The organism is Streptomyces achromogenes subsp. achromogenes (assembly GCF_000720835.1).
In the GTDB taxonomy this organism is placed as follows: domain Bacteria; phylum Actinomycetota; class Actinomycetes; order Streptomycetales; family Streptomycetaceae; genus Streptomyces; species Streptomyces achromogenes.
The window spans coordinates 47,920-59,830 of the sequence record NZ_JODT01000031.1 but is presented as its reverse complement, the minus strand read 5'-3'; the positions used below and the strand labels follow the sequence as shown (position 1 = coordinate 59,830).

Below are 11,911 nucleotides of genomic sequence, written 5' to 3'. Positions count from 1 at the left end.
GAAGACTTGTGTGTATGTCCAACACCGGAACGACAACCTCCGGGGCCGACGCGGGCCATCGCCTCCGGCGCAGCCTGGGCCTGCGGGACCTCGTGGTCTACGGGCTGCTGTTCATCGCCCCGATGGCGCCGGTCGGCGTGTTCGGGGCGCTGGACGCCAGGTCGCACGGCGCGGTGGCGCTGGTGTACGCGGTGGCGACGGTCGCCATGGGGTTCACGGCGTTCAGCTACGCGCAGATGGTGCGGGTCGTCCCGCAGGCGGGGTCGGTGTACGCCTACGCGCGCGCGGGGCTCGGAAAGGGGGCCGGGTTCGTCGCCGGCTGGATGGCGATGCTGGACTACGTGCTCATCCCCGCGGTGGCCTATCTCTTCTCCGGGATCGCGATGAACGCGCTGGTCCCGGAGGTGTCCCGGTGGGTGTGGACGGCGCTGGCCGTGCTGCTCACGACGCTGCTGAACCTGTGGGGCGTACGGGCCGCCGCGCGCGTGGGCTTCGCCGTGCTGGCCCTGGAGATCGCGGTCCTGCTGGTGTTCGTGGTCTCGGCCGTCGTGGTCCTGGCGCGGGACGGGGCGGAGCGGGGGGCGCTGTCGCCGCTGACGGGGGACGGTACGCAGGGCGGTTTCGCGGCGGCCGCGGTGCTCGGCGCGGTGTCCGTGGCGGTCCTGTCCTACCTGGGTTTCGACGCCATCGCGACGTTCGCCGAGGAGGTCACCGGGGGCTCGGCGCGGGTGGCGCGGGCGCTGCTGTTCTGTCTGGCGCTGGCGGGGGTGCTGTTCGTGGCGCAGACGTATCTGGTGGCGCTGCTGGAGCCGGTGTCGTCCGCGGGGCTCGCGCGCGATCCCGGGCGGCAGGGGGCGGCGTTCTACGACGCGGTGGACTCCTCGGTCGGCACGTGGCTGCACGATCTGGTGGCCGCGAGCAAGGCGGTCGGAGCGGCGTTCGCGGCGCTGGCGGGGCAGGCGGCGGCCGGGCGGCTGCTGTTCGCGATGGGCCGCGACCGGCGGCTGCCGCGCGCGCTGTCCCGGACGGACGGGGGCGTGCCACGGGTGGCGCTGCTGTGCGCGGCGGTGGTCACGCTGGTCGCGGCCGGGTGGGCGGCGCGGCGGGACGACGGGCTGGACAAGCTGGTCTCGGTGGTCGACATCGGCGCGCTGACGGCGTTCACGCTGCTGCACGCGAGCGTGGTGGGGTACTTCGTACGGCGCCGGGCGGAGGTGAGCTGGTGGCGGCACGTGCTGGTGCCGGTGGCCGGGGCCGGCATCACGGTGGCCGTCATCGTGGCGGCGTCCGGGGTGGCCCAGGTGGTGGGGGCGGTGTGGCTGGTGCTCGGTCTGGGGGTGCTGGTGGGGCAGCGGGGCCGGGTGCCCGGATAGCCGGCCTGTGCGCCCCGGAGGGGCGCGGGGAACCGCGCGAGCGACCACGACGCAGCCGCGCCCGCACCCGCACCCGCACCCGCACCCGGCAACGCGCCACCGCCTCTATGGCGCGCACCCGCCCCCGGCGACGCGCCCCGCCCCCACGGCGCACACCCGCGCGGCCACCCCGCTGTCAGTACCGGCCGTTACTCTCGACCGCATGGCTGTGAACACGTCCCCGGAGTCCCCCCTGCCCGTAGGCGAGGTGTCGCGGCTGATCGGGGGATGGATCGACCGGCTCGGCGCGGTGTGGGTCGAAGGGCAGATCACGCAGTTGTCGCGCCGCCCCGGCGCCGGTGTCGTGTTCCTCACCCTGCGCGACCCCTCGCACGACATCTCGGTCAGCGTGACCTGCTACCGCCAGGTCTTCGACGCGGTCGCGGACGTCGTCGGCGAGGGCGCCCGGGTCGTCGTACTGGCGAAGCCCGAGTGGTACGCGCCCCGCGGCCAGCTGTCCCTGCGCGCCGCCGAGATAAGGCCCGTCGGCGTCGGTGAGCTGCTGGCCCGGCTGGAGCAGCTGAAGAAGTCCCTGGCGGCGGAGGGGCTCTTCGCGCCCGAGCGGAAGAAGGCGTTGCCGTTCCTGCCGCAGCTGATCGGGCTGGTGTGCGGCCGGGCCTCCGCCGCGGAGCGGGACGTGCTGGAGAACGCCCGGCACCGCTGGCCCGCCGTCCGCTTCGAGGTGCGCAACGTCCCCGTGCAGGGGGTGCACGCCGTCCCGCAGGTCGTGCAGGCGGTCAAGGAGCTCGACGCGATGGACGAGGTCGACGTGATCATCGTCGCGCGCGGTGGCGGCAGCGTGGAGGACCTGCTGCCGTTCTCCGACGAGCAGCTGGTGCGGGCGGTGGCCGGCTGCCGTACGCCCGTGGTGTCGGCGATCGGGCACGAGCCGGACACCCCGCTGCTGGACTACGTCGCGGACCTGCGCGCCTCCACGCCGACGGACGCGGCCAAGAAGGTCGTGCCCGACGTGGGCGAGGAGCTGGAGCGGGTGCGGATGCTGCGGGACCGGGCCCGGCGGTGCGCGGCGGCGTTCGTGGAGCGGGAGGAGCGCGGGCTGGCGCACGCCCTGGCCCGGCCCGCGATACAGGATCCGCACCGCATGCTCGACGAGCGCGCCGACCACGTGCTGTCCCTGCTGGAGCGCGGCCGGCGGACCCTGGGGCATCTGCTGGACCGCGCGGACTCGGAGCTGACGCACACGCACGCGCGCGTGGTGGCCCTCTCCCCCGCGGCGACGCTGCGGCGCGGCTACGCGGTACTGCAACGGGCGGACGGGCACGTGGTGCGCGATCCGGCCGAGGTGACGGCGGGCGAGGCGCTGCGGGCCCGGGTCGCCGACGGAGAACTGACGGTGAAGGTGGACGGATGACGAGCAAGGTGGACGAGGCGCTCTCCTACGAGCAGGCCCGGGACGAGCTGATCGAGGTCGTACGGCGGCTGGAGGCGGGCGGTACGACGCTGGAGGAGTCCCTGGCGCTGTGGGAGCGCGGCGAGGAGCTGGCCAAGGTGTGCCGGCGCTGGCTGGAGGGCGCCCGGGCCCGGCTGGACGCGGCCCTGGCCGAGGAAGAGGGGGGCGCCGAAGGGGCGGACGAGTAGCCGGTACGGGCACGCGGGCTGTCGGCCGACCGGTACGGGCCACCCCGCCCTGCCGGCCGGCCGGTACGGGCCACCCACGCTGCCGGGCAGTCCGTACGGGCCACCCGCGCTGCCGGCGAGTCGTACGGCCCGCCCGGGCTGTGAGGCGGCTCACCGCGCCCCCGCTTTAGTTGAACGTTAAACCTAGCTGGCGTAGGGTCGACCGCGTCAGCCGGTCCGGCGTCCCGTCGGACCGGACGCGCACCCAGGAAGTACACGCATGTCTCTCGTTCTTGACCCCGCCGCCCAGGACCTGCTGTTCCGCGAGGCCCGCACCGCCAACACCTTCACCGACGAGCCGGTGACCGAGGAGCAGGTGCAGGCGATCTACGACCTGGTCAAGTACGGCCCCACCGCTTTCAACCAGAGCCCGCTGCGCATCACCCTGGTCCGCTCCCCCGAGGCCCGCGAGCGCCTGGTTGCCCTCATGGCCGAGGGCAACCAGCCCAAGACCGCCGCCGCCCCGCTGGTCGCGATCCTGTCCGCGGACAACGAGTTCCACGAGGAGCTGCCGGCCCTCTTCCCGCACTTCCCGCAGGCCAAGGACGCGTTCTTCAGCGAGCGCCAGGTCCGGGAGGGCGCCGCCGCGATGAACGCCACCCTCCAGGCCGCGTACTTCATCATCGGCGTCCGCGCCGCGGGCCTGGCCGCCGGCCCGATGACCGGCCTCGACTTCGAGGGCGTGCGCAAGGAGTTCCTGGACGACGACCACACCCCGCTGATGGTCGTCAACATCGGCAAGCCGGGCCCGGACGCCTGGTTCCCGCGCTCCCCGCGCCTGGCCTACGAGGACGTCGTCACCACCGTCTGACGCCCCCCGTACGTATGAGGAGGCCCCCGGCAGTGCCGGGGGCCTCCTCATACGTACGGGGGAGCGCGCGTGGGGTCACTCCGCCTTCAGTGCCGCCGCCAGCGTCGTCAGGTCCTTGAAGGAGGCGGTGCCGGACACCACCGTGGTGGAGCCGGGGGTGTCCTCCAGCACCAGGGCGTCGTACCGGCCGCCGGTGTAGCGGGTCCAGGTGCGGTCGCCGATCCGCTCGGTCCGCTCGGTGGCCGAGCCGCCCTGGGTGGCGTCGGCGATGAAGTCGGTGCGCTTGCGCGTGGACTGCTCGACCTGCGCGTACTGGCCGTCGGGGGTCTGGAAGCCCAGGTGCCAGCGACCCACGTCCTTGCCCTCGGAGCGTACGGAGGTCGGCTTCCAGGTACTCGGCAGGCCCTCGGGCGCGGCCACCGGGTAGCTCGCCGCCCGGCGGGCCGTGAGCAGCTCGACCCGGTAGTCGACCCGCTGGACCTCGGGAGCGTGATCGTCGTGCGGAATGGTGAAGTAGTACACGACCAGCGACGCGATGACGATCAGGGCCAGGGAGAGCACCATGTCCCGGGCCGTCTTCTGCTTGCGGTTCGAACCTGCCACGCCCCCTATCGTCGCAGGTGCCCCAAGCGCTCATCCGTGGGGTCCCCTGCTCATTTTGTATGCCTAACGATAGAGTCGGGTCCAAGACCCTCATCCGGCCGTCGTCGTATCAGAAAGGTGCGCTCCGATGACCGAACACCATCACCTGCCGTCCGAGCTCGATGTTCCCTCGGAGGCTCCCGACCGCAACCTCGCCCTGGAGCTGGTCCGGGTGACCGAGGCCGCCGCCATGGCCGCGGGCCGTTGGGTGGGGCGCGGCGACAAGAACGGCGCCGACGGTGCCGCGGTGCGCGCCATGCGGACCCTCGTCTCCACCGTGTCGATGAACGGCGTGGTCGTCATCGGCGAGGGCGAGAAGGACGAGGCCCCGATGCTCTTCAACGGGGAGCACGTGGGCGACGGCACCGGTCCCGAGGTGGACATCGCCGTGGACCCGATCGACGGCACCACGCTGACCGCCAAGGGCATGCCGAACGCGATCGCCGTCCTCGCCGCCGCCGAGCGCGGCGCGATGTTCGACCCGTCCGCCGTGTTCTACATGGACAAGCTGGTCACCGGCCCGGAGGCGGCCGACTTCGTCGACATCAACGCGCCCGTCGAGGTGAACATCCGCCGGATCGCCAAGGCCAAGCGGTCCACGCCGGAGGACGTCACCGTCGTCATCCTCGACCGGCCCCGGCACGAGGGTCTGATCCGGGAGGTCCGGGAGGCCGGCGCGCGCATCAAGCTGATCTCCGACGGCGATGTGGCCGGTTCGGTGTACGCGCTGCGCGAGGGCACCGGCGTCGACCTGCTGCTCGGCATCGGCGGCACCCCCGAGGGCATCATCTCGGCCTGTGCCGTGAAGTGCCTGGGCGGGACCATCCAGGGCAAGCTGTGGCCGAAGGACGACGAGGAGCGGCAGCGGGCGATCGACGCCGGGCACGATCTGGACCGGGTGCTCACCACGGACGACCTGGTCGCCGGGGAGAACGTCTTCTTCGTCGCGACCGGCATCACCGACGGGGAGCTGCTGCGCGGGGTCCGGTACCGCTCGGAGACGGCGCTGACCGAGTCCATCGTGATGCGGTCGAAGTCGGGGACGGTCCGCCGGATCGACTCCGAGCACCGGCTGCGCAAGCTGCGGGCCTACAGCGCGATCGACTTCGACCGGGCCAAGTAGGGCCCCGGAGCCCGTAAGGACAACCCGCAAGGCCGAGCAGGCCCGTGGGCCCGTAAGCCCGTGAGAAGGGGCACCCTCCGTGCGCGGAGGGTGCCCCTTCTTCGGCCGTCTCAGCCCGCCATGCGGTTCGCCGCCGCCGCCCGCGCCGCCTTCTTCAGCTCCACCTCGCGGCGGCGCCGGCGCGCCAGGACCACCCGGCGCTCGGCCGCCGTCAGGCCGCCCCAGACGCCGTAGGGCTCGGGCTGGAGCAGGGCGTGCTCACGGCACTCGACCATGACCGGACAGCGGGCGCAGACCCGCTTGGCCGCCTCCTCGCGGGACAGCCGGGCGGCGGTCGGCTCCTTCGACGGGGCGAAGAACAGCCCGGCCTCGTCGCGCCGGCACACCGCCTCGGTGTGCCAGGGTGCGTCTTGGTCCCTGTCTCGCGCTGGCACCCGCTGGACCGGAACGCCAGCTACCTGCAGGGACGAATGCGGCGGTTGCAGCACGGTCTACTCCTGACGACGGCTTCGCGAGCGAGAGACGATGCAGCAAGGCCTACCCGCTGTGCGCGCGCCTATGCACAGCGTTGGCGCCGGTGATGCGCGCGGCGGCTCGTTCCCGCCCCTGCCCCGGCGCCGCAGGCGGACCGGAACGTTCCGGTCACCGGCGGATTCGCGCCCCTCAACGGCCGAGGTGCCTGCTCAGCTTCCGGTCGACCTTGTCCTGGACGCGCTCCAGGATGTCCGAGACGGTCCGGCCGCGCCGGGGCCGCGCCTCCACGGCGCCGAGGACCGCCCAGCCGTCGACGTAGACGACGGGCGCCGCGGAGTCGGCCGAGTCCAGCGGGCTCACCTCGAACTTCCCGAGCACCCCGCCCCCGGTGCCGCGCAGCGAGATGTTCTCCGGGACCCGGATCCTGACCTCGCCGAAGACGGAGACGGCCTTGATGACCACGTGCTGGTACTCGAAGATCGCCTCGCTGAGGTCGATCTCCACGGTGCCGAAGACCGCGTACGCGTGCAGCCGGCGCCCGGCGCGCCAGCGGCCCCGGCGCACGGCGCTGCTGAACACCGCCACCACGTTGGCGTCGGCCGCCACCGGGATCGCGCCCGGCTCGGGGCGGGGCGGGGCGGGGGCGGCGGGGGGCTGGTAGGCGGCGGGCAGGTCCCGGATGAAGACCTCCAGCTCACCCACCGTCTTGGCGTGCAACGCCCCGTCCACGCGCTCGGCGTGCTCGTCGGCGGTCAGCCGGCCCTCGGCCAGGGCCTCGCGGAGCATGTCGGCGACCCGGTCGCGGTCGGCGTCCGAGGCGCGCAGCTCGGTCGCGGGTGTGGGTGCGGTCTGCTTCTGAAAGTCCACGACCGCAGCGTACCGAAACACGATAGATCGCGACAGCCCTGACTGAGCGGCACCTCACAGGTTCACGCCCGGCGGCAGGTTCTACGCTGGGGAGGCTCGCCAGCGTCGGCGGGCCGCCGTCCGTCAGAGTGAGGAATAGGCTGAGATGCCTCGTACTTCCCCCCCAACCCGCCCAGCGTTCGCGTACACCGATCTGCTCCCCCAGGGCGAGGACACCACCCCGTACCGGCTGGTGACCTCCGAAGGCGTGTCCACCGTGGAGGGCCCGGACGGCCGGACGTTCCTCAAGGTGGAGCCGGAGGCGCTGCGCAAGCTGGCCGAGGAGGCCATCCACGACATCCAGCACTATCTGCGCCCGGCCCACCTGGCGCAGCTGCGCCGGATCATCGACGACCCCGAGGCGTCGGCGAACGACAAGTTCGTGGCGCTCGACCTGCTGAAGAACGCGAACATCGCGGCGGCCGGCGTGCTGCCCATGTGCCAGGACACCGGCACGGCGATCGTCATGGGCAAGCGCGGGCAGAACGTGCTGACGGCCGGTGAGGACGAGAAGCACCTCTCGCACGGCATCTTCGACGCCTACACCAAGCTCAACCTGCGCTACTCGCAGATGGCTCCGCTCACCATGTGGGAGGAGAAGAACACCGGCTCCAACCTCCCCGCCCAGATCGAGCTGTACGCGACCGACGGCGGCGCCTACAAGTTCCTGTTCATGGCCAAGGGCGGCGGCTCGGCCAACAAGTCCTTCCTGTACCAGGAGACCAAGGCCGTCCTGAACGAGTCCTCCATGATGAAGTTCCTGGAGGAGAAGATCCGGTCGCTCGGTACGGCCGCCTGCCCGCCGTACCACCTGGCGATCGTCGTCGGCGGCACCAGCGCGGAGTACGCGCTGAAGACCGCGAAGTACGCCTCCGCGCACTACCTGGACAACATGCCGGCCGAGGGCTCGCCGCTCGGCCACGGCTTCCGGGACAAGGAGCTGGAGGAGAAGGTCTTCGAGCTGACGCAGAAGATCGGCATCGGCGCGCAGTTCGGCGGCAAGTACTTCTGCCACGACGTCCGCGTGGTCCGGCTGCCCCGGCACGGCGCGTCCTGCCCGGTCGCCATCGCCGTCTCCTGCTCGGCCGACCGGCAGGCCGTCGCGAAGATCACCGCCGAGGGCGTCTTCCTGGAGCAGCTGGAGACCGACCCGGCGCGCTTCCTGCCGGACACCACGGACGAGCACCTGGACGAGTCGTCCGACGTGGTGCGGATCGACCTGAACCAGCCGATGGACACGATCCTCGCCGAGCTGACCAAGTACCCGGTCAAGACCCGGCTGTCGCTGACCGGTCCGCTGGTCGTGGCGCGTGACATCGCGCACGCCAAGATCAAGGAGCGGCTGGACGCGGGCGAGGAGATGCCGCAGTACCTGAAGGACCACCCGGTGTACTACGCCGGCCCGGCCAAGACCCCCGAGGGGTACGCCTCCGGTTCCTTCGGCCCGACCACGGCCGGCCGCATGGACTCCTACGTGGAGCAGTTCCAGGCGGCGGGCGGCTCGAAGGTGATGCTCGCCAAGGGCAACCGCAGCAAGCAGGTCACCGACGCGTGCGCGGCGCACGGCGGCTTCTACCTCGGCTCCATCGGCGGCCCGGCCGCCCGCCTGGCCCAGGACTGCATCAAGAAGGTGGAGGTCCTGGAGTACGAGGAGCTGGGCATGGAGGCCGTCTGGAAGATCGAGGTCGAGGACTTCCCGGCGTTCATCGTGGTGGACGACAAGGGCAACGACTTCTTCCAGGACCCGGCGCCCCAGCCGACGTTCACCACCATTCCGGTACGGGGTCCCGGGCTGGCCTAGTCGCGCAACCCGGGGCGGGCGTCGTACGGAGCACGAAAGCGCCCGCCCCGGTCCGGCGGTCAGCTGAAGCGCTGGGCCGCCGAGCCGTCGCAGGGCTGGAGCCTGGCCCGCTCCTTCGCCGCCGTCAGGGTCAGACACAGGCCCGGTGCCGCCGCCGGGCGCAGGGTGCCCGACTGGCGGACGAACCGCTGGTTGGCGCCGCCGTGGCAGTTCCACAGCACCAGGCCCGTGCCGGCGGTGTAGAAGCCGCCCGGCACGTCCAGACAGCGGTCGTGGGTCAGCTCCAGGTGCAGCGCGCCCCGCCCGGTGTCGTACCACCAGCCCTGGTTGCGGCCCCCATGGCAGTCCCAGCCGATGACCTCGGTGCCGTCGGCGCTCGCTCCGCCCGAGGCGTCGAGACAGGCACCGGTGGCCTGGCCGGTCAGCGGGCGGAACGCGTCGTCCCAGGCGCCCGGGTACAGCTCGGGCGTGCCGGTGCTCGCCGGGTCGGCGCATCCCGCCTCGCGCAGCCCGGAGTCGTAGAACCGGGTCAGGCACGCGGCGAAGGCGGCGTGGCCGCGGGCGTTGGGGTGGAAGGACTGGCGTACCGAGTCGGAGTCCGGCGGGAAGGGGTTCGCGAGGTCCACGTACAGGCCCCGCGCCCAGGTGTCCTCCATGCAGACCTCGTGGCCGTGGAAGAGCCGGGAGTTGTCCAGGTAGGAGGCGCCGCTGCGGCGGGCCGCCTCACGCATGCCGCGTTCGAAGAGCGGAACGGCGCTGTCGCGGCCCCAGGCGCTGTCGGAGTCGTAGCCGGTGCAGCCGCCCGGGAGCTTGCCCGGGAAGTCGGGGTTGTCGTGGATGTCGGGGCCGATGGGGCTCGGGTAGCCCATGAGGACCAGCTTGTAGTCGCCGTCGGCGTAGCCCGCGTCCCGCATCACCGCCTTCAGGTCGGCGACGGTGGCCTCCACCTTGGGTACGAGGGCGTCCACCCGGGCCTGCCAGCCGGGCGCGTACTTCGGCTCGCAGGTGCCCTGGAGGGTGAGGTAGCGGGTGACGCAGTCGGTCATCACCGGCCCGAACTGGAGGTCGTCGTTGGCGCCGGCGACGAGGACGATCATCTTGATCCGGGTGGTGCGGGCCTTGACGGCGAGGCTGTCGCTCTGGACGAGTTCGTCGGCGTACTGCCTGGCGCCGCCGATGCGGATGTTGCCGGTGTAGGCGCCGGAGCAGGCCACGTTGTAGGTGACGTCGGCCGGGATGCCGGTGCGGTGGATGGCAGCCTGGGGCGAGCGGTGGCACCAGTTGTCCGGGCCGTTGGTGCCCGGTTCGTAGGAGCCGACGCCCTCGCCGGATATCTCGCTGTCACCCAGGGAGATGAGCGAGGTCTTGCGGTCGGCCAGGGGCCGCTCGGCCGGGTCGCCGTAGAGGGCGGTGGCCTCGGCGGCCCGGACGCGTTCCAGGTCGGGCGGGAGGGGGGTGGCCGCCGTGGCGGCGGGGGCCGCGTGGGCGGTGGGGGCCGCGAGGCCCGCGAACACGGTGGCGGCCGTCGCGACAGCGGCGGCCGTACCTCTGATCCTGGACCCGATGGATCCGACGCGTTTCATGACGCCTCCCCGAAGCAGGTGTTACCCCCGGTATTTACTGGCGGGTAGTCAGATAGGGAATACGCGTGACGCGACACGTGCTCATGTTTTCGGAGGTACGACGATGACGACCGAAGAGCCGCAGTACCGGATCGAGCACGACTCGATGGGCGAGGTCCGGGTCCCGGCCCATGCCAAGTGGCGCGCGCAGACCCAGCGCGCCGTCGAGAACTTCCCCGTGTCCGGACAGCGCCTCGAACGGGCCCACATCGAGGCCCTGGCCCGCATCAAGGCGGCGGCGGCCAAGGTGAACGCCGAGCTGGGCGTGCTGGACGAGGACATCGCGGGGGCGATCCAGGAGGCGGCCGGGGAGGTCGCCGCCGGCCGGTGGGACGAGCACTTCCCGGTGGACGTCTTCCAGACCGGCTCCGGCACCTCGTCCAACATGAACACCAACGAGGTCATCGCGACGCTGGCCGGCGAGCGGCTCGGGCGCGAGGTGCACCCCAACGACCACGTCAACGCCTCCCAGTCGTCCAACGACGTCTTCCCCTCCTCGATCCACATCGCGGCCACCGCGGCCGTCACCCACGATCTGATCCCGGCCCTGGAGCACCTGGCCGCGGCCCTGGAGCGCAAGTCCGCCGAGTTCGCGGACGTGGTGAAGTCCGGGCGGACCCATCTGATGGACGCCACCCCCGTGACCCTCGGCCAGGAGTTCGGCGGGTACGCGGCACAGGTCCGGTACGGCGTCGAGCGCCTGCACGCGTCCTTGCCCCGCCTGGCCGAACTGCCCCTGGGCGGCACGGCGGTGGGCACCGGCATCAACACCCCGCCCGGCTTCTCCGCCGCCGTCATCGAGGAGGTCGCCCGGGTCACCGGGCTGCCGCTGACCGAGGCCCGCGACCACTTCGAGGCCCAGGGCGCCCGCGACGGCATCGTGGAGACCAGCGGGCAGCTGCGGACCATCGCGGTCGGCCTGACGAAGATCGCCAACGATCTGCGCTGGATGTCCTCCGGCCCGCGCACCGGTCTGGCCGAGATCCGGCTGCCCGACCTCCAGCCCGGCTCCTCGATCATGCCGGGCAAGGTCAACCCGGTCGTCCCCGAGGCCGTGCTGATGGTCGCCGCGCAGGTCATCGGCAACGACGCCACCATCACCACCGCCGGCGCGGCCGGCAACTTCGAGCTGAACGTGATGCTCCCGGTCCTCGCCAAGAACGTCCTGGAGTCGATCCGGCTGCTCGCCAACGTCTCCCGGCTGCTGGCCGACCGGACGGTCGACGGCATCACCGCCGACCGCGAACGCGCCCGCGAGTACGCCGAGTCGTCCCCGTCCGTCGTCACCCCGCTGAACAAGTACATCGGTTACGAGGAGGCCGCGAAGGTCGCCAAGAAGTCCCTCGCCGAGCGCAAGACGATCCGCGAAGTCGTCCTGGAGAGCGGGTACGTGGAGCGCGGCGACCTGACGCTCGGGCAGCTCGACGAGGCGCTGGACGTCCTGCGGATGACGCGTCCGTGACCGCGGGCGAACGTTTCCGG

At 72.2% G+C, this 11,911-nt stretch carries 11 protein-coding genes; 7 read left to right on the top strand and 4 right to left on the bottom strand.

The window, feature by feature from the left end:
• The first annotated feature begins 14 nt into the window (after positions 1-14).
• The 4 genes from IH25_RS0128165 to IH25_RS0128150 all read left to right on the top strand — a co-directional run bounded on the left by IH25_RS0128165 (position 15) and on the right by IH25_RS0128150 (position 3,861).
• Positions 15-1,373: an APC family permease gene (locus IH25_RS0128165; RefSeq protein WP_030616547.1), complete on the top strand. Its 1,359-nt coding sequence runs from the start codon at positions 15-17 to the stop codon at positions 1,371-1,373.
• 202 nt (positions 1,374-1,575) lie between these two features.
• Positions 1,576-2,784, top strand: a complete 1,209-nt coding sequence (gene xseA, locus IH25_RS0128160; RefSeq protein ID WP_030616544.1) for an exodeoxyribonuclease VII large subunit — start codon at positions 1,576-1,578, stop codon at positions 2,782-2,784.
• Entirely contained in the window at positions 2,781-3,011 is a 231-nt protein-coding gene (locus IH25_RS0128155) for an exodeoxyribonuclease VII small subunit (protein ID WP_030616541.1), read from the top strand. Before xseA ends, IH25_RS0128155 begins: the two co-directional genes overlap by 4 nt.
• 259 nt (positions 3,012-3,270) lie before the next feature.
• Positions 3,271-3,861, top strand: a complete 591-nt coding sequence (locus tag IH25_RS0128150; RefSeq protein ID WP_030616538.1) for a malonic semialdehyde reductase — start codon at positions 3,271-3,273, stop codon at positions 3,859-3,861.
• A gap of 75 nt (positions 3,862-3,936) precedes the next feature.
• On the opposite strand, the gene IH25_RS0128145 is transcribed toward IH25_RS0128150, so the two are convergent.
• Positions 3,937-4,464 carry a DUF4245 domain-containing protein gene (locus IH25_RS0128145; RefSeq protein WP_030616535.1) on the bottom strand — a complete coding sequence of 176 codons (528 nt, stop codon included), beginning with the start codon at positions 4,462-4,464 and terminating at the stop codon, positions 3,937-3,939.
• A 127-nt stretch (positions 4,465-4,591) separates the two neighbouring features.
• On the opposite strand from IH25_RS0128145, the gene glpX reads away from it, so the two are divergent.
• Positions 4,592-5,626 carry a class II fructose-bisphosphatase gene (glpX, locus tag IH25_RS0128140; protein ID WP_030616532.1) on the top strand — a complete coding sequence of 345 codons (1,035 nt, stop codon included), beginning with the start codon at positions 4,592-4,594 and terminating at the stop codon, positions 5,624-5,626.
• Positions 5,627-5,736: 110 nt separating this feature from the next.
• Here glpX and IH25_RS0128135 read toward each other — a convergent pair whose 3' ends face one another.
• Entirely contained in the window at positions 5,737-6,114 is a 378-nt protein-coding gene (locus tag IH25_RS0128135) for a WhiB family transcriptional regulator (protein WP_078844453.1), read from the bottom strand.
• 175 nt (positions 6,115-6,289) lie between these two features.
• Complete coding sequence (locus tag IH25_RS0128130; RefSeq protein WP_030616526.1) at positions 6,290-6,967, bottom strand: DUF1707 SHOCT-like domain-containing protein; 678 nt, start codon at positions 6,965-6,967, stop codon at positions 6,290-6,292.
• A 145-nt stretch (positions 6,968-7,112) separates the two neighbouring features.
• Between IH25_RS0128130 and IH25_RS0128125 the strand changes: the two genes are divergently transcribed.
• On the top strand, positions 7,113-8,807 hold the full coding sequence (locus IH25_RS0128125; protein WP_030616523.1) for a fumarate hydratase: 1,695 nt from the start codon (positions 7,113-7,115) through the stop codon (positions 8,805-8,807).
• A gap of 59 nt (positions 8,808-8,866) precedes the next feature.
• On the opposite strand, the gene IH25_RS0128120 is transcribed toward IH25_RS0128125, so the two are convergent.
• Positions 8,867-10,390, bottom strand: coding sequence for a ricin-type beta-trefoil lectin domain protein (locus tag IH25_RS0128120; protein ID WP_030616520.1), 1,524 nt, complete (start codon positions 10,388-10,390; stop codon positions 8,867-8,869).
• 103 nt (positions 10,391-10,493) lie between these two features.
• Between IH25_RS0128120 and IH25_RS0128115 the strand changes: the two genes are divergently transcribed.
• A complete protein-coding gene (locus IH25_RS0128115; RefSeq protein ID WP_030616517.1) occupies positions 10,494-11,891 on the top strand; it encodes a class II fumarate hydratase in 1,398 nt (465 codons plus the stop codon).
• Positions 11,892-11,911: the final 20 nt, after the last annotated feature.

Coding starts and splice junctions, on each gene's coding strand:
- IH25_RS0128155 (WP_030616541.1), top strand. CDS start 2,781: ATGACGAGCAAGGTGGACGAGGCGCTCTCCTACGAGCAGGCCCGGGAC.
- glpX (WP_030616532.1), top strand. CDS start 4,592: ATGACCGAACACCATCACCTGCCGTCCGAGCTCGATGTTCCCTCGGAG.
- xseA (WP_030616544.1), top strand. CDS start 1,576: ATGGCTGTGAACACGTCCCCGGAGTCCCCCCTGCCCGTAGGCGAGGTG.
- IH25_RS0128120 (WP_030616520.1), bottom strand. CDS start 10,390: ATGAAACGCGTCGGATCCATCGGGTCCAGGATCAGAGGTACGGCCGCC.
- IH25_RS0128115 (WP_030616517.1), top strand. CDS start 10,494: ATGACGACCGAAGAGCCGCAGTACCGGATCGAGCACGACTCGATGGGC.
- IH25_RS0128150 (WP_030616538.1), top strand. CDS start 3,271: ATGTCTCTCGTTCTTGACCCCGCCGCCCAGGACCTGCTGTTCCGCGAG.
- IH25_RS0128125 (WP_030616523.1), top strand. CDS start 7,113: ATGCCTCGTACTTCCCCCCCAACCCGCCCAGCGTTCGCGTACACCGAT.
- IH25_RS0128165 (WP_030616547.1), top strand. CDS start 15: ATGTCCAACACCGGAACGACAACCTCCGGGGCCGACGCGGGCCATCGC.